This window comes from Sphingopyxis sp., from assembly GCF_025869345.1.
GTDB lineage: Bacteria > Pseudomonadota > Alphaproteobacteria > Sphingomonadales > Sphingomonadaceae > Sphingopyxis.
On sequence record NZ_JAOZVW010000156.1, the window covers coordinates 1 to 23,054 of the forward strand.

Annotated in this window: 23 protein-coding genes and 3 tRNA genes; 17 read left to right on the forward strand and 9 right to left on the reverse strand. The window is 66.3% G+C overall.

The genetic code is table 11. The features are described from left to right. Positions 1–195 precede the first annotated feature (195 nt). The 4 genes from OJI97_RS17690 to OJI97_RS17705 all read left to right on the forward strand — a co-directional run bounded on the left by OJI97_RS17690 (position 196) and on the right by OJI97_RS17705 (position 4,188). Positions 196–1,113, forward strand: coding sequence for an alpha/beta hydrolase (locus OJI97_RS17690; protein ID WP_297665683.1), 918 nt, complete (start codon positions 196–198; stop codon positions 1,111–1,113). Next, complete coding sequence (locus OJI97_RS17695) at positions 1,110–2,291, forward strand: glycosyltransferase family 4 protein (protein ID WP_297665684.1); 1,182 nt, start codon at positions 1,110–1,112, stop codon at positions 2,289–2,291. The genes OJI97_RS17690 and OJI97_RS17695 overlap by 4 nt, the downstream gene beginning before the upstream one ends. An 84-nt stretch (positions 2,292–2,375) precedes the next feature. Continuing rightward, positions 2,376–3,779, forward strand: a complete 1,404-nt coding sequence (locus OJI97_RS17700; RefSeq protein ID WP_297665685.1) for a nitronate monooxygenase — start codon at positions 2,376–2,378, stop codon at positions 3,777–3,779. Between the two features lie 106 nt (positions 3,780–3,885). Next, on the forward strand, positions 3,886–4,188 hold the full coding sequence (locus OJI97_RS17705) for a GIY-YIG nuclease family protein (RefSeq protein WP_297665687.1): 303 nt from the start codon (positions 3,886–3,888) through the stop codon (positions 4,186–4,188). 108 nt (positions 4,189–4,296) lie between these two features. Here the strand turns inward: OJI97_RS17705 and OJI97_RS17710 are convergent, their stop codons facing one another. Beyond that, positions 4,297–5,295: a D-glycerate dehydrogenase gene (locus OJI97_RS17710; protein WP_297665689.1), complete on the reverse strand. Its 999-nt coding sequence runs from the start codon at positions 5,293–5,295 to the stop codon at positions 4,297–4,299. Between the two features lie 126 nt (positions 5,296–5,421). Here OJI97_RS17710 and OJI97_RS17715 point away from each other — a divergent pair, with 126 nt between their 5' ends. Beyond that, positions 5,422–5,880, forward strand: a complete 459-nt coding sequence (locus OJI97_RS17715; protein WP_297665690.1) for an SH3 domain-containing protein — start codon at positions 5,422–5,424, stop codon at positions 5,878–5,880. 30 nt (positions 5,881–5,910) lie between these two features. Here OJI97_RS17715 and OJI97_RS17720 read toward each other — a convergent pair whose 3' ends face one another. The 3 genes from OJI97_RS17720 to OJI97_RS17730 form a co-directional block, all read right to left on the reverse strand. Further along, complete coding sequence (locus OJI97_RS17720; protein ID WP_297665691.1) at positions 5,911–6,306, reverse strand: hypothetical protein; 396 nt, start codon at positions 6,304–6,306, stop codon at positions 5,911–5,913. 129 nt (positions 6,307–6,435) lie between these two features. Beyond that, positions 6,436–6,903: an RcnB family protein gene (locus OJI97_RS17725; RefSeq protein WP_297665693.1), complete on the reverse strand. Its 468-nt coding sequence runs from the start codon at positions 6,901–6,903 to the stop codon at positions 6,436–6,438. A gap of 242 nt (positions 6,904–7,145) precedes the next feature. After that, the gene (locus OJI97_RS17730; protein ID WP_297665694.1) at positions 7,146–8,333 is read right to left on the reverse strand and encodes an acetyl-CoA C-acyltransferase; all 1,188 of its coding nucleotides are present in this window, start codon (positions 8,331–8,333) and stop codon (positions 7,146–7,148) included. 533 nt (positions 8,334–8,866) lie between these two features. On the opposite strand from OJI97_RS17730, the gene OJI97_RS17735 reads away from it, so the two are divergent. From OJI97_RS17735 to OJI97_RS17765, 7 genes are all read left to right on the forward strand, one after another. Further along, positions 8,867–10,321: a coniferyl aldehyde dehydrogenase gene (locus OJI97_RS17735; RefSeq protein WP_297665695.1), complete on the forward strand. Its 1,455-nt coding sequence runs from the start codon at positions 8,867–8,869 to the stop codon at positions 10,319–10,321. 99 nt (positions 10,322–10,420) lie between these two features. Continuing rightward, a tRNA-Leu gene (locus OJI97_RS17740) sits at positions 10,421–10,505 on the forward strand. A gap of 232 nt (positions 10,506–10,737) precedes the next feature. Then, on the forward strand, positions 10,738–11,778 hold the full coding sequence (locus OJI97_RS17745) for a rod shape-determining protein (protein ID WP_297665697.1): 1,041 nt from the start codon (positions 10,738–10,740) through the stop codon (positions 11,776–11,778). 107 nt (positions 11,779–11,885) lie between these two features. Then, entirely contained in the window at positions 11,886–12,734 is an 849-nt protein-coding gene (locus OJI97_RS17750; RefSeq protein WP_297665699.1) for a LysR family transcriptional regulator, read from the forward strand. Beyond that, entirely contained in the window at positions 12,731–13,234 is a 504-nt protein-coding gene (locus OJI97_RS17755; RefSeq protein ID WP_297665700.1) for a DUF6306 domain-containing protein, read from the forward strand. Before OJI97_RS17750 ends, OJI97_RS17755 begins: the two co-directional genes overlap by 4 nt. A gap of 102 nt (positions 13,235–13,336) precedes the next feature. Then, positions 13,337–14,500 (forward strand): cystathionine gamma-synthase, encoded by a 1,164-nt coding sequence (gene metB, locus OJI97_RS17760; RefSeq protein WP_297665701.1) that lies wholly within the window; start codon positions 13,337–13,339, stop codon positions 14,498–14,500. 145 nt (positions 14,501–14,645) lie between these two features. Continuing rightward, a complete protein-coding gene (locus OJI97_RS17765; protein ID WP_297665702.1) occupies positions 14,646–14,789 on the forward strand; it encodes a hypothetical protein in 144 nt (47 codons plus the stop codon). A gap of 98 nt (positions 14,790–14,887) precedes the next feature. Here the strand turns inward: OJI97_RS17765 and OJI97_RS17770 are convergent, their stop codons facing one another. Together OJI97_RS17770 and OJI97_RS17775 are read right to left on the reverse strand one after the other, a co-directional pair. Further along, positions 14,888–15,265 (reverse strand): hypothetical protein, encoded by a 378-nt coding sequence (locus OJI97_RS17770; protein ID WP_297665705.1) that lies wholly within the window; start codon positions 15,263–15,265, stop codon positions 14,888–14,890. 88 nt (positions 15,266–15,353) lie between these two features. After that, positions 15,354–15,444, reverse strand: a tRNA-Ser gene (locus OJI97_RS17775). A gap of 125 nt (positions 15,445–15,569) precedes the next feature. Here OJI97_RS17775 and OJI97_RS17780 point away from each other — a divergent pair. Continuing rightward, positions 15,570–16,622, forward strand: a complete 1,053-nt coding sequence (locus OJI97_RS17780) for a peptidylprolyl isomerase (protein WP_297665707.1) — start codon at positions 15,570–15,572, stop codon at positions 16,620–16,622. Positions 16,623–16,627: 5 nt separating this feature from the next. After that, entirely contained in the window at positions 16,628–16,942 is a 315-nt protein-coding gene (locus OJI97_RS17785) for a DUF1905 domain-containing protein (protein WP_297665709.1), read from the forward strand. On the opposite strand, the gene OJI97_RS17790 is transcribed toward OJI97_RS17785, so the two are convergent. Beyond that, the gene (locus OJI97_RS17790; protein WP_297665711.1) at positions 16,932–17,096 is read right to left on the reverse strand and encodes a hypothetical protein; all 165 of its coding nucleotides are present in this window, start codon (positions 17,094–17,096) and stop codon (positions 16,932–16,934) included. The two genes, OJI97_RS17785 and OJI97_RS17790, sit on opposite strands and share 11 nt — an antisense overlap. An 80-nt stretch (positions 17,097–17,176) precedes the next feature. Between OJI97_RS17790 and OJI97_RS17795 the strand changes: the two genes are divergently transcribed. Next, positions 17,177–17,251 (forward strand) — tRNA-Thr (locus OJI97_RS17795). Between the two features lie 207 nt (positions 17,252–17,458). Here OJI97_RS17795 and OJI97_RS17800 read toward each other — a convergent pair. Next, positions 17,459–18,337 carry a LysR substrate-binding domain-containing protein gene (locus OJI97_RS17800; RefSeq protein WP_297665713.1) on the reverse strand — a complete coding sequence of 293 codons (879 nt, stop codon included), beginning with the start codon at positions 18,335–18,337 and terminating at the stop codon, positions 17,459–17,461. A 160-nt stretch (positions 18,338–18,497) separates the two neighbouring features. Here OJI97_RS17800 and OJI97_RS17805 point away from each other — a divergent pair, with 160 nt between their 5' ends. Continuing rightward, positions 18,498–20,834, forward strand: coding sequence for a CDC48 family AAA ATPase (locus OJI97_RS17805; RefSeq protein WP_297665715.1), 2,337 nt, complete (start codon positions 18,498–18,500; stop codon positions 20,832–20,834). A 5-nt stretch (positions 20,835–20,839) separates the two neighbouring features. Here OJI97_RS17805 and OJI97_RS17810 read toward each other — a convergent pair whose 3' ends face one another. Further along, positions 20,840–22,102, reverse strand: coding sequence for an MFS transporter (locus OJI97_RS17810; protein WP_297665719.1), 1,263 nt, complete (start codon positions 22,100–22,102; stop codon positions 20,840–20,842). A 178-nt stretch (positions 22,103–22,280) separates the two neighbouring features. Here OJI97_RS17810 and OJI97_RS17815 point away from each other — a divergent pair, with 178 nt between their 5' ends. Next, positions 22,281–22,916 carry a methyltransferase domain-containing protein gene (locus OJI97_RS17815; RefSeq protein WP_297665717.1) on the forward strand — a complete coding sequence of 212 codons (636 nt, stop codon included), beginning with the start codon at positions 22,281–22,283 and terminating at the stop codon, positions 22,914–22,916. Positions 22,917–23,054 lie beyond the last annotated feature (138 nt).

The window sequence follows — 23,054 nt, forward strand, 5'->3', positions numbered from 1 at the left end:
CATCTCCGGCCGGTTCCATCTTGCACCGGCCGGAGATGGGCTCCCGCCTTCGCGGGAGCACACAGCTTTTCATAATGATGAAGTGGCCGCAAACCCCTTCTTCGCGCCTTTGCGCCTTTGCGTGAGATAAATCGACGCAACGGCCGATGCCTCCGGCTTGCGCCCTCGCGCCGGTTGGCGATAGACGGGGCGGACATGGAGCAAAGGGGACGGTCGATTACGGTCAGACAGGATAGCGGGCGCGAATGGGACGACCATTATTGGTGGTCGCACGATGGCGTCCGGCTGCACGCGCGCATCTATCCGGGGCCTGAAGCGGCGGCGGCCGCGCCGCCGATCTTGTGCCTGCCCGGCCTCGCCCGCAACGCCCGCGATTTCGAGGCGCTGGCGCCGCATATGGCGGCGCGGCGGCGCGTCATCGTCATCGAGTTCCGCGGCCGCGGCGAAAGCGCCTTTGCCAAGGATCCGATGACCTATGTGCCGCTGACCTATGTGCAGGACGTCGTCGCGCTGCTCGATGAGCTGGCGATCGGACGCTGCGTCACCGTCGGCACCTCGCTCGGCGGGCTCGTCTCGATGCTGCTCGCGGCGGCGCAGCCGGGGTGCGTCACCGGCGCGCTGCTCAACGACGTCGGGCCCGAACTCGAACAGGCGGGGCTCGAACGCATCCGCGACTATATCGGCACCGGCGGCAGCCAGCCGACCTGGGTTCACGCGGCGCGCGCGGTGGCGGAGCTCAATGCGGCGGTCTATCCGGGCTACAGCATCCACGACTGGCTGCGCTTCACCAAGCGCACCCACCGGCTGACGCCCGAGGGGCGGATCGTCGCCGATTACGACAAGCAGATCGCGGCGCCGCTGCGCGTGCCGCACGGCGGCGATGCCGGGGTTGACCTGTGGCCCGCCTATCGTGCGTTCGGCGATGCGCCCGTTCTGGTTCTGCGCGGGCAATTGTCCGATATCTTGTCGGCGGCGGCGGCGAAGAAGATGGCGAAGGAACTGCCGCACGCGCGGCTCGTCGAAGTGCCGGGGGTCGGCCATGCGCCGACGATGGACGAGGCCGAGGCGCGCGCCGCGATCGACGCGTGGATCGCCGAGCTTCCGGCGGCGTGAGCGACGCGCCGCCGCCCGAACGCGACCGGCCGGTCCGCATCCTGCACCTTCATTCGAGCTTTTCGCTCGGCGGCAAGGAAGCGCGCGCGGTGCGGCTGATGAACCTGATGGGCGGGAAGGCGCATCACACGATCCTGTCGGCGGTGCCCGAAGCGCTCGGCGCGCGCGATGCGATCGATCCCGATATCGTCGTCGATTTCCCGCAAGATGCCCCGCCGCTATATGGCAAGCCGTCGCTGGGGCGTTACCGCGATCTGGTGCGCTATATGCGGAATTTCGAGCTGGTGCTGAGCTATAATTGGGGCGCGATGGACGGGGTGATGGCGCGCCGTCTTCTGGCTCCGCGCGGGGCACACAACATGCCCGAACTGATCCACCACGAAGACGGCTTCAACGAGGACGAAAGCGTCCGGCGCAATTGGAAACGCAATCTTTTCCGGCGCGTCGGGCTGCGCACCGCGGCGGCGCTCGTCGTGCCGTCGACGCTGCTTCAGCGGATCGCGGCCGAAGAATGGCACGCGGGATCGCGCACCCGCCTGATCCGCAACGGCATCGACGTCGCCGCTTATGCCGCCGGACCGTTGATCCCGATTCCGGGCTTCGAGCGGCGCGACGGCGAGGTCGTGATCGGCACCGTCGCGGGGCTGCGCAAGGTCAAGGACCTGCCGCGCCTCGTCCGGGCCGTGGCGACGCTGCCGCCGTCCGTCCGGCTCGTGATCGTCGGCGAGGGGCCGGAGCGCGACGCGATCGCCGCCGAAGCGGCCGCCTGCGGCCTCGCCGACCGGCTGGTGATGCCCGGCTTCATGGCCGAACCCGCGCGCTGGATCGGTCATTTCGACCTGCTCGCGCTGTCGTCGCGCAGCGAACAGGCGCCGATCGCGGCGATCGAGGCGATGGCGGCGGGGCTCCCCGTCGTCAGCCCCGATGTCGGCGATGTCGCGGCGATGGTGGCGGAGGCGAACCGGCCGTTCATCGCCACAGAAGAGCAGACGTTCCGCGCGGCGCTGGCGCGGATGACGGCGGATGCGGCGCTTCGCGCGCGGGTCGGGCAGGAAAACCGCGATATCGCGGCCGAACGCTTCGACGAATCAAGGATGGTCGGCGCCTATGAAAAGCTTTATGCTCGCGCACTTGACGGATATGGCCTGTTCAGCGGTCGCTGGATCGGCGTCGATTGACAAAAGTCGCCGTTTTCCGCTTACGGAAACGGCCTATGGGGGCTGCGGCGTGGGTGCGCCGCGGTGGAGAGAAAGAGGTTTATAGTGTTCAAAGGTTTGAAGCCCATTCTTTACGGGGGGCGTGAAGTATGGCCGCTGGTCGAGGGGGGCAAGGGCGTCTCGGCAACCAACCATATGTCGAGCGGCGCCTGGGCGGCCGCCGGCGGGATCGGCACCGTGTCGGCGGTCAACGCCGACAGCTACGATGCCGATGGCAAGATCATTCCGCAAATCTATCGCGCGCTGACCCGCAAGGAGCGGCACGAGGAACTGGTTCAATATGCGATCGACGGCGCGGTCGAGCAGGTGCGGCGCGCCTATGACATCGCGAGCGGCAAGGGCGCGATCAACATCAACGTATTGTGGGAAATGGGCGGCGCGCAGCAAGTGCTCGAAGGCGTGCTCGAAAAGACGAAGGGGCTCGTCACCGGCGTCACCTGCGGCGCGGGAATGCCCTATAAGCTCAGCGAGATCGCGGCGCGGCACAATGTGAATTATCTGCCGATCATCTCGTCGGCGCGCGCCTTTCGCGCGCTGTGGAAGCGCGCCTATCACAAGGTTGCCGACCTGATGGCGGCCGTGGTTTACGAGGACCCGTGGCTCGCGGGCGGGCACAACGGCCTGTCGAACGCCGAGGACCCGCTGAAGCCGGAGGACCCTTATCCGCGCGTCAAGGCGCTGCGCGACACGATGCGTGCCGAGGGGATTTCGGACGATGTGCCGATCGTGATGGCGGGCGGCGTCTGGTATCTGCGCGACTGGGAGCATTGGATCGACAATCCCGAACTCGGCCAGATCGTCTTCCAATATGGCACGCGCCCGCTGCTGACCGAGGAAAGCCCGATCCCGCAGGGGTGGAAGGATCGCCTGCGCACCCTCGACGAGGGCGACGTGCTGCTCCACCGCTTCTCGCCCACGGGCTTTTATTCCAGCGCGGTGCGCAATCCCTTCCTGCGCGATCTCGAAGCGCGCTCGGAACGCCAGATTCCCTATTCCAAGCAGGAGGCGGGCGACCATGTCGTCCAGCTTGACGTCGGGGTGAAGGGCAAGAATTTCTGGGTCACCCCGCACGACCGCGACCGCGCACGCGACTGGGTGGCCGAAGGCTATACCGAAGCGCTCAAGACCCCCGACAACACCGTCGTCTTCGTCACCGAGACCGACAAGGGCACGATCCGCAAGGACCAGGCCGATTGCATGGGGTGCCTGTCGCATTGCGGTTTCTCGTCGTGGAAGGACCATGACGATTACACCACCGGCTACCTCGCCGACCCGCGCAGCTTCTGTATCCAGAAGACGCTGCAGGACATTGCGCACGGCGGTGATGTCGAACAGAATCTGATGTTCGCGGGCCATGCCGCGTTCAACTTCAAGACCGACCCCTTCTATTCGAACAACTTCACCCCGACGGTGAAGCAGCTCGTCGACCGGATTTTGACGGGGGACTAAATACACGCCGTCATTGCGAGCGCAGCGAAGCAATCCAGAGTAGGCGTAAACCGCTCTGGATTGCTTCGCTACGCTCGCAATGACGAGGCTATTGGGGGTAAGGGCCATGCGCGAACGCCAGCCCGCGGTCTATATCATGGCGAGCCGGCGCAACGGGACGCTATATACCGGCGTGACCTCGAATCTGGTCCAGCGCGTATGGCAGCATCGCGAAGAGCTGGGCGGGTTCTCCACGCGCTATGATTGCAAGATGCTCGTCTGGTTCGAAATGCACGCGACCATGGAAACGGCGATCGTGCGGGAAAAGCAGATCAAGGCTGGCAGCCGGGCCAGGAAGCTGGCGCTGATCGAGGCGGATAATCCGCTCTGGCGCGATCTGTGGTCCGATATTCTCGATGGCAGCGAATGACACTCTGGATTGCTTCGCTACGCTCGCAATGACGATGTCTTATGAAGCTTCGTCATTGCGAGGAGCGCAGCGAAGCAATCCAGAGCGGCCGAGCGCAATGTTGGCGATTCAGACCCACCCCTCCAGCACCTGATCCGGCGGGCGATGCCCGTCGCACCAGGCGCGGATGTTCGCGATCACTTTCTCCCCCGACGCCTCGCGCCCCTCGATCGTCGCCGAGGCGAGGTGGGGGAGGAGCACGGCGTTGTCGAGCGCGAGCAGGTCGGGATCGACCACCGGCTCCTGCGCATAGACGTCGAGCCCGGCGCCCGCGATGCGGCGGCTTTTCAGCGCCGCGATCAGCGCCTTTTCGTCGATGATCTCGCCGCGCGCGGTGTTGATGAGGTAGGCGGTCGGCTTCATCGCCGCGATGCGCGCGGCGTTGACCAGCTCGTGCGTCTCGCTGGTGTGCGGGCAGTGGATCGTCACCACGTCGCTGATCCGCAGCAGCGTGTCGATGCTGGCATGATAGCTGGCGCCCAGCTCCTCCTCGATCGCTTCGGGCAGGCGGCGGCGGTTGTGATAGTGGATCGACAGGCCGAACGCCCGCGCGCGCTGCGCGACCGCCAGGCCGATGCGCCCCATGCCGATGATGCCGAGCAGCTTGCCGCCGACGCGGTGGCCCAGCATCGTGCTCGGCGCCCAGCCTTCCCATTTGCCCGAGCGCATCAGCTTCTCGCCCTCGGCAAGGCGGCGCGGGACCGACAGGATCAACGCCATCGTCATGTCGGCGGTGTCCTCGGTGAAGACCCCCGGCGTGTTCGCGACCATGATCCCCTTGGCGCGCGCGGCGGACAGGTCGATATGATCGACCCCGGCGCCGAAATTGGCGATCAGCTTCAGCCGCTCGCCCGCCGCGGCCAGGATTTCGGCGTCGATCTCGTCGGTCACCGTCGGCACCAGCACGTCGCAATCGGCGACCGCGGCCTTCAGTTCGTCGCGGGTGAAGGCGCGGTCGAATGCCGACAGCGCGACGTCGAAAAGCTCGGCCATGCGCGCCTCGACATGCGGCATCAACTGGCGGGTGACGATGACGCGCGGGCGTTTCGGACGGGATGAATCGGACATGGCCGCCGATAGAGCGCGGCGCGGCTGTGCGGTCAAGGGGGCGCCGCGCGCCGCATCTGTGGACGAACGCTGCTCCGATCGCGGCGAGCGGTTGAAAAGACGGGCCGATTTTGACAAGGCTGGGGGATGACCAGCCGCCAGATTCTCGCCGCCGCCGCGCTGCTCGCCGTCGTGGGACCGGCCGCCGCGCAATCCGATGTCGAACTGCCCTATTGGGCGTCGATCAGCGTCGACGAGGCGCGGATGCGCAAGGGGCCGTCGCCCGACGTTCCGGTGCTGTGGGAATATCGGCGCAAGGACCTGCCGGTGCGGGTGATCGCGCGCTTCGAGACGTGGCGCAAGATCGAGGACCCCGACGGCACGCAGGGCTGGATGGCGGCGCGGCTGCTCAGCCGCACACGCACCGCGATCGTCACCGGCGGCATCCGTCCGATGCGCGAGGAACCGAATGTTTCGGCCGCGGTCGCCTATCGCGCCGAGCCGGGCGTCGTGGGCCGCATCACCGACTGCAAGAACGGCTGGTGCCGGATCGACGTCGGCGGCCGCAAGGGCTGGATCGAAACCGGCCATATCTGGGGCGATTGAGGCCGCCCCCGATACGGCCGGTCCGGGCGATCAGCTTTTCTTCGGCGTTACCGTCACGACGGTTCCGTCATCGGCCGTCGCGGTGAAGCTGCCGTCGGCGGCGGGCTTCGATATCGCCCAGCACATGCCGGGTTCGTCGCCTTCGGGATCGAAGCAATCCTTGCCGTCGTGGTGGGCGAACAGGCCCTTGACGACCTTGCCCTTCGCATCGGTATCGGCATAGGTGCCGTCGGCGTTGATCGTCGTCGTCCCCATCGTGCCATCGGCCATCTTGACGTCATAAGTGCCCGGCGCGGTTCCCGAGTCGCCCGCCGTTGCGGGCGCCGCCGTTTCGGCGGGCGCGGCGGCACTTTCCTTCGATTCGTCAGCCTTTTGCGAACAGGCCGACAGCGCCGCGAGCGCGGCCAGCAGAACCAGTCTCTTCATGTCGGTGTCTCCCCACGTTGATCGGCGGAGGCTATGCCTTTCGCGGGGGTGCGGCAACGCCAATATCGCGGGCGAAAAAGAGGGCCGACGGTTGCCCGTCGACCCTCTTCGGTGCGGTTCGTCGGTGGCTTAGCGCCAGCGGAACTCGTTGCGATAGACCTTGACCACCTTGCCGGTCCGTACATTGACGAGCAGCAGGTCGTTATAGTGGCGGACATAGGTCAGCCCGCGACCGGCGCGTGGCACGCCCCAGCGGCTGTCCCAGGTCGGGCGATAGGCCGGCGCATAATAGGTCGAGCGCAGCGTCTGGCCGACGCGAAACTGCTGATATTTGAACGGTGCGCGATAATTCCGGTAGCGCGTGTCGCGGCGCCAGTCGCGGCTATCCTGACGATATTCGCGCTTGGAATCGCGGACATCATGGCGCGCATCGCGCACGTCGCGATGGGTTCCGTTACGCTGTGCATGGCGAAGGTCGCGCTGGTCCTGGCGAATGTCCTGCCGGTCGCGGCGGAGCTCGCCGGTCTGGGCCTGCGCCGCAGCCGGGATCATCATCGCGGCGATCAGGCCGGCGGTGAGAAAGTTCATCTTCTTCATGGTGCCATTCCTTTGCATCGTCAGGGGGAGGGGGATCTGCCCGATGACTGGGAATGGTCTAGGCGGTTCGGTTTGAACCGAAACGGAATGCGGCGTTTATTTTCAGGTCATTAGTGTCGCAGTTTGTCGCGGGCATTGCGATGGGATGGCGCGGTGTTGCGGCCGACCCGTGCAACCTTCCTGCCTCGTCATTGCGACCCCGGATCAAGTCGGGGGTCGCAATGGCGAGTTTTATGACGCAATCAGACCAGCTCGACCGCGACCGCCGTCGCTTCGCCGCCACCGATGCACAGGCTCGCGATGCCGCGCGTCTTGCCGTGGCGCTGGAGCGCGGCGATCAGCGTCGTGATGATGCGCGTGCCGCTGGCGCCGATCGGATGGCCGAGCGCGGTCGCGCCGCCATGGACGTTGATCTTGTCGTGCGGGATGCCGAGGTCGTGCATCGCGAACATCGCGACGCAGGCGAAGGCTTCGTTGACCTCGAACAGGTCGACGTCGCCGATCGACCAGCCCGCCTTCGCCAGCACCTTGTTGATCGCGCCGACCGGGGCGACGGTGAAATCCTTCGGCTCCTGCGCGTGCGCGGCGTGCGCGACGAGCTTCGCGACCGGCTTGGCGCCCTTGGCCTCCGCGACCGACTGGCGCGTCAGCACTACGGCGGCCGCACCGTCCGAAATCGACGAGCTGGTCGCGGCGGTGATCGTGCCGTCCTTGGCGAAAGCGGGGCGCAGCGTCGGGATCTTGTCGGGATTGCCCTTGCCGGGCTGTTCGTCGGTGTCGACGACGACCTCGCCCTTGCGGGTGGTCAGCGTCACCGGCGTGATCTCGGCGGCAAAGGCGCCGTCGGCGATCGCCGCCTGCGCGCGCTTCAGCGATTCGATCGCATAATCGTCCTGCGCCTCGCGGCCGAGCTGATAGGCGTCGGCGGTATCCTGCGCGAAGGTGCCCATCGCGCGGCCCGCCTCATAGGCGTCCTCCAGCCCGTCGAGGAACATATGGTCGTAGGCGGTGTCGTGCCCGATGCGCGCGCCGGACCGATGCTTCTTGAGCAGATAGGGGGCGTTGGTCATCGATTCCATGCCGCCCGCGACGGCCAGATCGATGCTGCCCGCCGCGAGGGCTTCGGCGGTCATGATGACGGTCTGCATGCCCGAACCGCACACCTTGTTGACGGTCGTCGCCTGCACCGATTTGGGCAGCCCGGCCTTGATCGCGGCCTGCCGCGCCGGCGCCTGGCCAAGCCCCGCGGGCAGCACGCAGCCCATATAGATGCGTTCGATATCGTCGCCCTTGACGCCCGCGCGCTCGACCGCGGCCTTGACTGCGGTGGCGCCGAGATCGGTCGCGCTCGCGTCCGACAGCACGCCCTGCATGCCGCCCATCGGGGTGCGGGCATAGGACAGGAAAACAACGGGATCGGTGGCGGTCATGGCGGAAGACTCCGTAAGGGAAAGAGATGTCGGGAGTCCGATTAGCCCAAATGCTGCACCTGCGAAAGGGGGGCATATCCCAGCCCTCGTTTCTTTCGAGAGAAGGGCGGTGAGCCTTGGCGCCGCCACCACGTCAAAGTTCAGTAAAGTTCAGTCCAATGACGATCCTGTCGGGCTTTTCTTGCGGCGACAGGCGGGCGGATCGCGTGCCGGGGCAGCTAGGGTGCCGCTCATCCGCAACTTTGAAGCATGGCGGGATATTGTAGGAAAGAGGTTTTGCCGCGAGGGCGTTTTTTGGGGGGGCACTGTCGCCGTAACGCGATGAATGACTGGAAAGGGGTGGGAAGCGGCCGTCGCCGATCCTCCCTGTGCCGGGAGGATGTCGTCGCTTTTCGGTCGCTTCCCGATCGTCCGCGTTTGACGCGGCCCGGATGTCCGCCGTCGATCCTGGATTGCGCCGCGTGCAGGTTTCATCTTGCAACGCGCTCGCGGCCATGATCAAACATCGCCGCAATTCTTAGGGGAGACGGGTCATGGCCACCGCCATCAAGCAGGATATCGCCAGCGAAACGGCGCGCATGGGCGACGTGCTCGCGGCGCAGAGGGCGAGCTTTACCGCCGCCATGCCCGAAAGCCTGGCGGTGCGCACCGACCGGATCGACCGCGCGATCGCGCTGCTCGTCGATCATGCCGAGGATTTCGCGAAGGCGGTGAGCGAGGATTTCGGGCATCGCAGCCGCGACCAGACGCTGATGACCGACATCATGCCTTCGGTCAGCGCCTTGAAACATGCGAAGAAACATCTGGCCGCCTGGTCGCGCGGCGAGAAGCGCAAACCCACTTTTCCGCTCGGCCTGCTCGGCGCGAAGGCCGAGGTCGTCTATCAGCCGAAGGGCGTCGTCGGCGTCGTCGCGCCATGGAATTTTCCCATCGGCATGGTCTTCGTGCCGATGGCGGGCATCCTCGCCGCGGGCAACCGCGCGATGATCAAGCCCAGCGAGTTCACCGAAAATGTGTCGGCGCTGATGGCGCGGCTCGTCCCCGACTATTTCGACGCGACCGAAATGGCGGTGTTTACCGGCGATGCGGAGGTCGGCATCGCCTTCTCGAAGCTCGCCTTCGACCATCTGATCTTCACCGGCGCGACGAGCGTCGGCAAGCATATCATGCGCGCCGCCGCCGATAATCTGGTGCCGGTGACGCTGGAACTCGGCGGCAAGTCGCCGACCTTCATTGGGCGCAGCGCGAACAAGGATCTGGTCGGGCAGCGCGTCGCGCTCGGCAAGATGATGAACGCGGGGCAGATCTGCCTCGCCCCCGATTACCTTCTCGTCGCCGAGGATCAGGAGAGCGAGGTGATCGACAGCGTCACCAGCGGCGCGACCGCGCTCTATCCGACCCTGCTCGCGAACGACGATTATACCTCGGTGGTCAACGGCCGGAATTACGACCGATTGCAATCCTATCTCGCCGATGCGCGCGAGAAGGGGGCCGAGGTGATCGAGGTCAATCCTGGGAATGAGGATTTCGCGAGCGCCAACGGCCACAAGATGCCGCTCCACATCGTCCGCGGCGCCACCGACGAGATGAAGGTAATGCAGGAGGAAATTTTCGGCCCGATCCTTCCGGTGAAGACTTATAGGACGATCGACGAGGCGATCGATTATGTGAACGGCCACGACCGCCCGCTCGGCCTCTATTATTTCGGGCAGGACAAGAGCGAGGAGGAGCGTGTGCTGATGCGCACCATCTCGGGCGGGGTGACGGTCAACGACGTGCTGTTCCACAACGCGATGGAGGATTTGCCCTTCGGCGGCGTCGGGCCGTCGGGGATGGGCAATTACCACGGGGTCGACGGCTTCCGCACCTTCAGCCACGCGCGCGCGGTCTATCGCCAGCCCAAGCTGGATGTCGCGGGGCTCGCGGGCTTCAAGCCGCCCTATGGCAAGGCGACCGCGAAGACGCTGGCGAAGGAACTCAAGAAATAGCTTGGCAAGGGCGGGGGCGGCGCATTAGGGCACGCTCCGTCTTGATTGCGACCACCGGTCGCATAAAGATGCCTAGCGCCTGATGGATCAGGCGCGGGGGCCCCTGTGGTGAAATTGGTAGACGCGCTCGACTCAAAATCGAGTTCCGCAAGGAGTGCTGGTTCGAGTCCGGCCAGGGGCACCATTTCCCTTATATTTCGGCCGTCCTGGCGGCTTTTTGCAGGAAGCGCGCGCTGAGCGGTGCCGGCGGGGCCGCGGAAATATCGGTCAGGCGCGGGAAACCCACGGCCTGCCTCACGGCGCGATTGACGCTGCGCGCGGCTTTCCACATGCCCGGCGGATGGAGAGGGCGGGAGGCCGGGGGGCGGGACCGTTGGCTCCAGGTCCATGTTCTTTTCCAAGGTGCCGCCCCTTAAATGAATCTTCTCCAGCGCTTTTCGCCCCACGCCCATGACGTCGCCATCGACCTCGGGACCGTGAACACCGTCATCTATGTTCGCGGGCAGGGGATCGTCCTCAACGAACCGTCGGTCATCGCGCTCGAAACGCGCGACGGCGTCCGCAGCGTCAAGGTCGTCGGCAACGACGCCAAGCTGATGATGGGCAAGACGCCCTCGAACATTGAGGCGCTGCGCCCGCTGCGCGATGGCGTCATCGCCGACATCGAGGTCGCCGAACAGATGATCAAGCATTTCATCGACAAGGCGCTCGGCGGGCCGAGCCGGCTGCGCCGCCGCAGCAATGTCGTCGTCTGCGTGCCGACCGCCTCGACGATCGTCGAGCGCCGCGCGATCCGCGACGCGGCGTCGAACGCCGGGGCGGTGAGCGTGCAATTGCTCGAGGAGCCGCTCGCCGCCGCGATCGGTGCGGGGCTGCCCGTCACCGAGCCGCTCGGCACGATGGTGGTCGACATCGGCGGCGGCACGACCGAGGTCGCGGTGCTGTCGCTTGGCGGGGTCGCCTACAGCAATTCGGTGCGCGTCGGCGGCGACAAGATGGACGACATGATCGCCTCGTCGATCCGCCGGAAGCATAATATGATGATCGGCGAAATGACCGCCGAGCGCGTCAAGCTCACCATCGGATCGGCGGTCGCGCCTGCCGGCGCGGGGTTGTCGATGGCGGTCAAGGGACGCGACCTGGTCAACGGCCGTCCGTCCGAGGTGACGGTGACCGAGGCCGAGATCGCCGATGCGCTCGCCGAACCCGTGTCGCAGATCGTCAGCGCGGTGCGCGCCGCGCTCGAGGGAACGCCGCCCGAACTGGCCGCCGACATCATCGACGAGGGGATCACGCTGACCGGCGGCGGCGCGCTGCTGCGGCGGCTGGATCAGGCCATCGCCGAGTCCACCGGACTGCCCGTCCGCGTCGCCGACAATGCGCTGACCTGCGTCGCGACGGGCGCGGGGCATGCGTTCGAGGAAAGCGCCTATCGCCACGTGCTGCTCGCCGCCTGATCGGCCCCGCCATTTCGGGGCGCCAAGCCGCCTTGCCAGACGGTCGCGGCGCGCTTAGGATGTAGCAAGAAAATGATTGCTATGGGCGGTTCAGAAATAAAATCGATATGGATGTCGCTGTCGCGCGCACCTTTCTGGAAATCGTGAAAACCGGCAGCTTCGTCGGCGCCGCAGCCAATCTGAACCTCACCCAGACCGCGGTCAGCGCGCGCATTCGCGGGCTGGAGGCGCAGCTCGACCGCCCGCTTTTCGTCCGCAACAAGGCGGGCGCGCGGCTGACCCCGGCGGGCGAGCAATTCCTGCGCTTCGCGACGACGATGGTCCAGGTCTGGGATCGCGCGCGGCGCGCGATCGCGCTGCCGCCCGGACGCGACACGGTGGTGACGATCGGCGCGGAGCTCAGCCTCTGGAGCCCGCTGCTGCGCCACTGGCTGCTCTGGATGCGCCGCGAATGCCCCGATATCGCGGTCAGCACGTCGATCGATACCTCGGACCGGCTGATGGAGCGCGTGCAGGACGGATCGCTCGACGTCGCGGTCGTCTACGCGGCGCCGCCCCTGCCGGGGGTCGTCGCCGAACTGCTGTTCGAGGAGAAGCTGGTGCTCGTCCGGACGACTCCGACCGACCGGCCGCTGACCGCGGAGGACCATGTCGCGATCGACTGGGGCGCGGATTTCGCCGCCGGCTATCGCTCGGCCTTTCCCGAACAGCCCAATGCCGTGGTTTCGATCGACTATGGGCCGCTCGCGCTCGACTATATCCTTGCCACCGGCGGCAGCGGCTATTTCCGCGAAGGCTTCATCCGGCCGCATCTTGCCGAGGGGCGGCTGGCGATCGTCGCCGACAGCCCGGCCTTTTCCTATTCGGCGCATGTCGTCCATTCGGCGACGGCGGACGCGGGGGTGATGGAGCGCATCCGGCGCGGGCTGCGCGCGGCGGCGACGGGGGCGGCATGACGGGCGACCGCGCCTCGCCGGTCTGTTACGGCGCCGAAGCCGACGACGTCTATATGGGCTATGCGCCGCGCGACGAGATCGTGGCCGCGCTCAACGAACTGCTCGAAGCCGAGCGCGCCGGTGCGCGCGTCGCGCTGGCGAGCGTCGGCGATGCGGTGAGCGCCGATCATGCCGCGATGATGCGCCTCGTCCGCGCCGATGAAGCGCGCTGGTGCGCAATGCTGTCGCGCCAGATCCGGCGGCTCGGCGGCACCCCGTCGCGCAAATGCGGCGCGTTCCGCGGCAAGGCGATGGCGATTGCCGACCCGATCGAGCGTCTCGCTTTCCTCAACCGCGGCCAGGCGTGGGTGGTGCGCAAGCTCGTCGAACTGATGCGCCGGGTGCGCGACGACGCGCTCCACGCCGACCTGCGCGACATGCTGGAAAGCCATAAGGTCAATATCGACGGCGCCGCCGCCTTTCTGGACGCGAACGGACCGTTGCCGGGCGGGGCGGCTTGACGGCAAAATTTCGCGCCTCAGCCATGAAGAATATGCATTTGTCGAACCCCGGCGGGCTGCGCAACAGGCCCGCGACACCCCATCGAGACAGGAAAGACGCCCATGGACAAGCCGAACCCTTCGCCGCGGCCCGAGACGATCGCGGCGGCGCACGGCGTCGCGGGCGACACGGCCTTCGGCGCCGTCGCGCCGCCGCTCTATCTGTCGAGCACTTATGAATTCGCGGGGTTCGAGGCGCCGCGCGCCTATGATTACGGCCGCGCCGGTAACCCGACCCGCGACCTGCTGGCGAGCGCGCTCGCGAAGCTGGAGGGGGGCGCCGGGGCGGTCGTCACGTCGAGCGGGATGGCGGCGCTCGATCTGATCGCGTCGCAGCTTCCCGCCGGCGCGCGTGTGGTCGCGCCGCACGATTGCTATGGCGGGTCGATGCGGTTGCTCAAGGCGCGCGAGGCGCTGGGGCAGCTGTCGCTGCGCTTCGTCGATCAGCGCGACGACGCTGCGGTCGCGGCGGCGCTGGCCGAAGCGCCCGCGCTGCTACTGATCGAGACGCCGAGCAATCCGCTGCTCCGCGTCGTTGACATCGCTTCGCTCGCGGCGCGGGCGAAGGCCGCGGGGGCCATGGTCGCGGTCGACAACACCTTTCTGTCGCCGGCTTTGCAGCGGCCGATCGCGCTCGGCGCCGACTATGTCGTCCATTCGACGACCAAATATCTGAACGGCCATTCCGACGTGATCGGCGGCGCGGTGATCGCCGCCGATGCCGGAGGGCTGGAGCGTATTGCGCATTGGGCCAATGTCGTCGGCTGCGGCGGATCGCCGTTCGACGCCTGGCTGACGCTGCGCGGTCTGCGCACCCTGTTCGCGCGAATGCGCGGGCAGCAGAGCAATGCGATGGCGATCGCCGAGATGTTGAGCCGTCATCCCGCGGTCGTGGCGGTCCATTATCCGGGCCTGCCGGGCCATCCCGATCATGCGCTCGCGGCGCGCCAGCAATCGGGTTTCGGCGCGATGCTGAGCTTCGAGCTTGGCGGCGGCGTCGAAGCGGTCAAGCGGCTGATCGGCGCGCTACGCGTCTTCACCTTCGCTGAATCGCTGGGCGGGGTCGAAAGCCTGATCGTCCATCCGGCCACGATGACCCATGCCGACATGGGCGACGAAGCACGGGCGCTGGCGGGGATCGGCCCCGGCCTGCTCCGGGTCTCGGTCGGTCTCGAGGCCGAGGAGGATCTGCTGGGCGATCTGGAGGCGGCGCTGGCGGCCTGTTGACACGGCCGCGCTTCATCCGCTCGGGGGACGTAGTCCAGTTATTCCGCCAGCCCGGTATAGGAATCGGGCCGACAGATTCGCGATCCTGAAACATAATTGATATAGGCGTTCGCGCACGGGGGGGAAAGTTCGTGGAGCTTACCCGGTGGAACACAGATATCTTTATGCATCGATCGTGGCCGCGTTTCTGATCGCGCTGATCGTTTATGGCGTGATGGGCGCCGTCAAAAAGGCGCGCCACCGCCGTCGTCTGCGAGGCGAATATTGGCGGCACGGCCCCGCCGAATGAGGGCGATCCGGAACATGATCGTTTCGGACAGAATCGTCATCCCGGCTTTCGCGGGGATGACGGGATAGCTGGTATTTCGACCCTAACCCGATCGCGATTTAGATTTCCGCCGCCGCCTCGGCCGGGCGGTCCGCCTTCACGCTTCGCTTCAGGACCGATCGGATGATCCGGTGAAGATGGGCGGTTGCATAGATGGCGAGCGGCCATGCAATCGTGTTGATCAGGTCGGATTTCGTGTCCGGCCAATTCCAATTGCCGAGATGAATGCGATCCAGGCACTCATTTCCCCCGGCCAGCAGAATGACCGTCAGCAACGGAAGGAGGCGATCGAAGGATCGCCCCGTCAGCAGGCTTGCCGCCAGAAAAATGAACATCCCGGCATGGATGTGCAGGATGGCGTCGGGCAATCCGGTGGTCGTGCCGATCCAGATGATCCGCTCGTGATACTGTGCCGCAGCTTCCTGGAGGAATAGCATGGCGGGTTCCTTCTGGGGGAGAATGAAGGGGGAGGGACTTCGATCGTTCGGGCAGGGACCGATCGATACGATACGGACATCAAAATCTTGGCGGAGCGGGAGGGATTCGAACCCTCGATACGGTTTTGCCGTATACTCACTTTCCAGGCGAGCGCCTTCGACCACTCGGCCACCGCTCCGCTGCACCCGGTCGTTTCGTGCGGGGCACGAAGCGTGAATCGGATGCTCCAATTCGCTCTGGAAGGGGCGCCCTAATCGCTTGCCGGGTCTTTCGCAAGCCGATTGGGCGTGGCAGACAGGCGCGATGAGACATCTGCTCCTGGCCGCCGCCCTGCTCGCTCTTCCGGTCCACGCCGATGAGCCCGTCCCGATCCCGTCGCCCGGCGAGATCGCCGCCGCGGCGCCCGCGCGCGACTGGATCGCGATCGCGCCGTCCGACCTGCTCGTCATGGACCTCGCGCCCGATGCGAAGGGCAAGCCGCGCCGCGTCGTCATCCAGTTGATGCCGCCGCCTTTCAGCCAGGGCTGGATCGGCAACATCCGCAAGCTCGCCGCCGCGCATTGGTGGGACGGCACCGCCGTCACCCGCGTGCAGGACAATTATGTCGCGCAATGGGGCGATCCGACCGAAAAGAAGCCGTTGCCCGAGGGGTTGGCGACCCTGCCGGAGAGTGAGTATGTAACTCCCGTAAAATGGGAACAGCAACCTGACGAGGTAGTCCATGCCTATCGTCAGCGTCCTGCTTTGGCCTTGCTGTCTTCCGAAGCGCTTGATGGATCGGACCCCGTCGTTCCGTTGAAGGTCACCGGAAAGGAAGAGTGGTCGAGGAACGAGGGCTATCCCTATAGAACTGCATTTGCCGCCGGATGGCCTGTTGCGGGGCAGGGGGCGTTGAACATTCCCAACCCATCAAAGTCATTGGGCGAACCACGTATATGGCCCATCCATTGCTACGGCGCGGTGGGCGTCGGCCGCAATATGTCGCCCGATACGGGCTCGGGCGCCGAGCTCTATGCCGTCATCGGCCACGCACCGCGGCATCTCGACCGCAACATCGCGCTCGTCGGCCGCGTGATCAGCGGGATCGAGCATCTGTCGAGCCTGCCGCGCGGCACGGGCGACCTCGGCTTCTATGAGGATGCAGCCGAGCGGGTGCCGATCGTCTCGATCCGGCTCGCGGCGGACTTGCCCGCGGCCGAACAGCCGAAATTCGAATATCTGTCGACCGACAGCGACAGCTTCGCGCGCTACGCCGATGCGCGCGCCAACCGCCGCGATCCCTTTTTCATCACGCCCGCGGGCGGCGCCGACATCTGCAATGTTCCGGTGCCGATCCGGCCTGTCGCCGCGAAATAGGCGCGGTGGAGGATTTCACCGTCACGACGCCGCTCTGGCGGTGGCAGTCGGCGACCGCGCCGGCGGCGTGGTTCTTCCTGACCATCGCGGGCGAGGCCGCCGACGGGATTCGCCTTGCCGCACTCGGCGGCCAGTGGCTCGACGGCCGCAAGGGATTTGGCTCGGCCCGGGTGCGCGCGACGATCGGCGACACGCGCTGGAACACATCGGTCTTTCCGCACCGCGAAAGCGGCGGCTGGCTGCTGCCGGTCAAGGCCGCCGTCCGCAAGGCCGAAGACCTCGCCGAGGGCGACGCGGTGACGGTGACCGTCAGTCTTTAGGCGGGTTTTCCGCTTTCGCCTCGCGCGCCTGCGTCTTGCGCTTGCGCAAGTTGGCGCGCAGCGCCTCGGCCAGGCGGCGCTCGCGTTCGAGGTCGGCGGGGGAGGGCGGTTTGCTCACAAAGGGGGCGATGCGGCGAAATCGGCGCAGCGTCAAGCCTCGCACCTTGACAGCGGCAAGGCGCCCCGCCATAGGCCGCGCCTGCCCAGCGAGCACGCGCTCGCCGGCACCCGGATGCTGCTGTAGCTCAGTGGTAGAGCGCACCCTTGGTAAGGGTGAGGTCGAGAGTTCAATCCTCTCCAGCAGCACCATTTTCCGGATTATTCGGTTCCTAGATAATTCGGCCAATGACCGGGCCCAGCCGGGCACATGGGGACGGTTCTGGGGCGAGATGACTTTAGATTGACCCACTTCGTCATTGCGAGCGAAGCGAAGCAATCCAGAGCGGTTTACGCGATTCTGGATTGCCGCGCGGCTTCGCCGCTCGCAATGACGATTCCGGCCAATGTCGCCTCCCCCTAGATGCGCGCCGACAGCAGCCAGTCGTGGAACAGCTTGACCGACGGCTGGCGCAACGCGCGCGGGCGGCAGACGAACCAGTAGCTATAGGGACTGTCGACATCGAAATCGAACAGGCGGACGAGCCGCGGGTCCTGCGCGTCGTCGAAATGATGGCCGTGCATGAAGGCGACCCCGATGCCCTGTGCCGCCGCTTCGAGCATCAATGGACCCGAATCGAAGAAATCGATCCCCGCCGGTTCGAGATAGGGCATCCCGACGGCTTTCCTCCACTCGGCGAAGGTTTCCGGCATTTCGCGGTGGAGCAGGACGGTCAGGCGCTGCAACTGTTCCGGAACGGTGATCGCGCGGCCGTCGTCGGTCAGCGCCTTGGCCGCGATGGGGAAAACCTTGTCCTGGTCCAGCCGTGCGGCATAAAGCGCCGGATCGATCGACCGTGCGAGCGCGATCGCGGCGTCGATCCCTTCGCCCAGCCGCGCCTCGGCGTGCGACAGCGTGTCGAGATCGATATGCAGTTCGGGGTGCAGGCGGCGCAATTCGGGCAAGCGCGGAAAGAGCCGCTGCTGCGCGAAGAGCGGCAGGACGTTGAGGTGCAGGCGCAGCGACGCGTCGGGGCTGCCGACACGGCCGAGCACTCCGCGCAGATCGTCGATGATCGGCGACAATTGTTCCTGAAGCTCGCGCCCCGTCTCGGTCAGGCTGAGGCCGTGGTGGTGACGGTTGAAGAGCGGCCGTCCGACCGCGTGCTCGAGCGTCTGGATGCGCCGCGACAGCGCCGGCATCGACAGGCCAAGCTCGCTCGCGGCCGCCTTCACCGTGCCGTGGCGCGCGACCTCGAGAAAGGCTTCCATGCTGCTGAGGGGGGGAAGGCGTTGCATGATCGTCTCGGCGGCGGTGATGGCATGGCGCTTACTGACATGCCAGAAAATTTGTGCGGTGCGGCGTAATTGGCGTCTGCCGTTCCGAGCGAACGGGGGTCGAAAATCGGGAACGACCATCCTATCTTCCGCATAGTAACCTCTTTGCGGGAGAAAGAATTTGGCCGACGCCGCGGTAAAAGAGAAAAGCGTCAAACTGCAAGTCGCCAATGCGCGCGCCGAGGAAAGCGGGGGCGGCATTGCCCGTATCCCGCGATCGGCGATGGCCCAGCTCGGCGTGACCGAAGGCGACGTCATCCAGATCAGCGGCAAGCGCGAGACCGCCTCGCGCGTCGTCGCGCCCTATGCCGAGGACGAGGGGCTGGAGGTCATCCGTCTCGACGGCCTGCAGCGCGCCAACGCGGGTGCGGGGGCGGGCGACATGGTGCAATTGAGCCGCGCCGAAACGCGCCCCGCGACGCGCGTCGTCTTTGCGCCCGCGCAGGAAAATCTGCGGCTTCAGGGCTCCGCGAACGCGCTCAAACGCAGCTTCTTCGGGCGCCCGCTCGTCGCGGGCGACACCGTCGCGACCGCGGGGCAGCAGCGGCTGCCGTCGGGCGACATGCCGCCGCAACTGCGCCAGATGCTCAACGCACCGGCCTATGCGCTTGCCGAAGTGCGCCTGCTCGTCGTCTCCGCGAGCCCCAAGGGGATCGTGACGATCGACGAGAATACCGAAGTCGAATTGCTTCCCGAATATCAGGAGCCACAGGATACGCGGCGCACCGACGTCACCTACGACGATCTCGGCGGGCTCGGCGACACGATCGATCAGCTTCGCGAGATGGTCGAGCTGCCGCTCCGCTATCCGGAACTGTTCCGCCGGCTGGGCGTCGATCCGCCGCGCGGCGTGCTGCTCCACGGCCCGCCGGGAACGGGCAAGACGCGGCTCGCACGCGCGGTCGCAAACGAGAGCGAGGCGCAATTCTTCCTGATCAACGGGCCCGAGATCATGGGCAGCGCCTATGGCGAATCCGAAAAGCGCCTGCGCGACGTGTTCGAGGCCGCGACGAAGGCCGCACCCTCGATCTTGTTCATCGACGAGATCGATTCGATCGCGCCGAAGCGCGGGCAAGTGACCGGCGAGGCGGAGAAGCGCATCGTCGCGCAGCTCCTCACCCTGATGGATGGGCTGGAGCCCCGCACGAACCTGGTGGTCATCGCGGCGACCAACCGTCCCGATGCGATCGACGAGGCGCTGCGCCGTCCCGGCCGGTTCGACCGCGAAATCGTGATCGGCGTTCCGGACGAGAGCGGCCGCCGCGAGATATTGGGCATCCACACGCGCGGTATGCCGCTTGGTGAGGATGTCGACCTGGCCGAACTCGCCCGCACGACTTTCGGCTTCGTCGGCGCCGATATGGCGGCGCTCACGCGCGAGGCGGCGATCGAGGCGGTGCGGCGGATCATGCCGAAGCTCAACCTCGCGGACGGAACGATCCCGCCCGAGGTGCTGGAGGAATTGCGCGTTACGCGCGACGACTTCAACAATGCGCTGAAACGCGTGCAGCCCTCGGCGATGCGCGAGGTGATGGTGCAGGCGCCGAAGACGCGCTGGAGCGATATCGGCGGACTTGACGATGCGCGCGACAAATTGATCGAAGGGATCGAACTGCCGCTCAAGAATCCCGAGGCGTTTCGCCGGCTTGGCATCCGCCCGGCAAAGGGCTTTCTGCTCTATGGGCCGCCCGGAACCGGCAAGACGCTGCTGGCGAAGGCGGCCGCGCGCGAATCCGACGCCAATTTCATTTCGATCAAATCGTCGGACCTGCTTTCCAAATGGTATGGCGAGAGCGAGCAGCAGATCGCGCGGCTGTTCGCGCGGGCAAGAGCGGTCGCGCCGACGATCGTCTTCATCGACGAACTCGACAGCCTGGTGCCCGCGCGCGGCAGCGGGACGTCGGGCGAGCCGCAGGTGACCGAGCGCGTCGTCAACACGATCCTCGCCGAGATGGACGGGATCGAGGAGATGCAGTCGGTTGTGGTTATCGGCGCCACCAACCGCCCGAACCTGATCGATCCGGCGCTGTTGCGTCCGGGGCGGCTCGACGAGCTCATCTATGTGTCGGTGCCGAATGCCGAGGGGCGAAAGCGCATCCTCGAGATTCACACTGCCAGGATGCCGCTTGCGGACGATGTGTCGCTCGACACATTGGCCGAGCGCAGCGAGCGCTTCACCGGCGCGGACCTCGAGGATCTCGTCCGGCGCGCGGGTCTCGCGGCGCTCAAGCGGTCGCTCGCCAGCGATGTCGTCACCATGGCGGATTTCGAGGCCGCGCTGAAGGATACGCGGGCGTCGGTGACCGAAGCCATGGAAAGGGATTATGAAAAGATCCAGGGCGAGATCAAGCAGGCGGCGATGAGCGTCGACCCGATCGGCTTTTTCGCGCCGGGGATGCTCAAGCCGATGCGCGAGCGGAAGCATCCCGACGATCCGCCCGAAGAGACGGAGGACTAGGGCCCCTAGGTCGCGGGCTGGTCCTGCCGCAGCGCGGACCAGCCCCATACCACCAGCCAGGCGCAGAAGGCGGCCATCAGGCCATAGGCGGCCATCGCGTGCCAGTTGTAGAGCAACACGCCGATCGCGGGCGAGATGATGTAGGCCGACCCGTTGATCGATGCGGTCATGCCCGCGACGCTGCCCTGATCGCGGCGCGGAACCGATAGCGACGCCCCGGCGGTGAAACCGGGGCGAAAGAGACCGAAGCCGAGCGATGCGAAGGCGAAGCCGATGACGATGGCGTGCATATCCTGCGCCAGCCCCGTCATGATGATGCCCGTCCCGCCAAAGGCGGCGCCGTAGAGCACGGTCGTGCGTGGCGTCATCTTGAGCAGCGGGATCAGCCCCCATTGCGCGAGCAGCGTCGCGAAGGCGCCGCCCATCAGCACGATACCGGTGATCGCGGCGCCCTCGTCGGGTTTCAGCCGCAGGTGCAGCCGGTCGAGGATCAGAAAGCCGATGACGCCAAGCATCATCGCCTGCGCCTGACCGCCGAAAAAGCCCGCGTAGAGCCAGGGGCGGACGCGCTCGTCGCGCCAGCCGAGCGACTCCTGTGTCGCAGGGTCGCGGTCATTCTCGTCCTCGGCGGTCGGCTCGGCAGGGCCGGCGGAAAGCGGATAGGGGGCGATCGCGCCGCGGGCGGCAAAGCGCGGTGTGTCGTTCGGAAGCCGCCAGCGCAGCATGACCAGCACGATCATGCCGATGATCGCAAAGACGAGAAGCGGGCCGGCGAGGCCGAAGATCGGCAGGATGAAGAAGGGGGCGACAGCCGGGCCGATGACGGTTCCGAGGCCGAAGGACGAGGAGACGAGCGACAGGGCCTGCGTGCGCTCCTCGGCGTCGGTGCGCGCGGCGACATAGGCCTGCACCGCTGGCGGCGATGCCGACCCGAAACCGCCGTAGAGGCTGCGGAACAGCGCGAAGAGGATGAAGGTCGTGCTGGCCGCGAGCCAGCCCGACAGGCCCGCCCACAGCGCGAGGCCGCATAGCGCCATCGACAGGAAAAAGCCGATGATCCCGCGCGCCATCAGCACCTTGCGGCCGCGCTTGTCGGACTGGCGCGCCCAATAGGGCGCGGTCAGTACCCAGAGCAGCGCCGACCAGCTGAACGCCAGGCTGACCCAGACGTCCGGAATGCGAAGTTTGGCGCCGATCGCGGGCAGGATCGACTGCATCGCGGTGTTGCCGGCGGCGGCAACGAGCATGACCGCGAACAGCACCGCCATGCGGTCGGCAGGAATCGATTTGGCCGTCACCTCGTCCCCTTTCGGTCGCCCTGCGCCGCGGTCAGCGTCTTCCTACACGCGAAAGGGGGGCTGTCCAGTGTCAAGGCCGACTCTTTCCTTGCGCTGGCGGGCCGATTTTGCCACGCACTTATTCAGCCGCAACAATGCGAAAGCCGTCATGACCAATCCTCGGGCGCAGGCCCAATCGACCGTCTCGCCGATCCGCCGGGTTCGCGAGAAGCTGAAGCGCTTTTTCGGACCGTGGGGGATGTTCGTGAAGGGCTTCATCAAGCATCCGGTCATGGTCGGATCGATCGTCCCGTCCTCGCCGACCCTGATCCGCCACATGCTGCGCCCGGTCGACTGGAAGAATACGAAATTGTTCGTCGAATATGGCCCCGGCGTCGGCACCTTCTGCCGCCCGGTGCTCGAACGCATGGCGGGCGATGCGACATTGATCGCGATCGATACCAACCCCGATTTCATCGACTATCTGCGCAAGGACATCCGCGACAGCCGCTTCATCGCTGTCCACGGCTCGGCCGCCGATGTCGAGGAGATCGTCCGCGCGCACGGATTCGAGCAGGCCGATTATGTGTTGTCGGGTCTGCCCTTCTCGACGCTGCCGGCGGGCGTCGGCCCCGCGATCGCCGCGGCGACTCACCGCGTGCTGCGCCCCGGCGGCGCCTTCCTCGTCTATCAGTTCCGCGCCCGCGCCCGCGATTTCCTCGCGGCACATTTCCGGCGCATCGACAATGCGTTCGAGTGGGTCAATGTTCCGCCCTGCTTCCTTTTCTGGGGCTGGAAGGACTGAGTCAAAACTCCTTAATTCCCGTCATTCCCGCGAAAGTGGGAATCCCGCTGCCCTTCATTCCTCCTTCTTCTTCGTGCCTTTGTGCCTTCGTGCGAGTCCCCAAAATCTCGCACGAAGGCCCACAGGCACGAAGAGAAG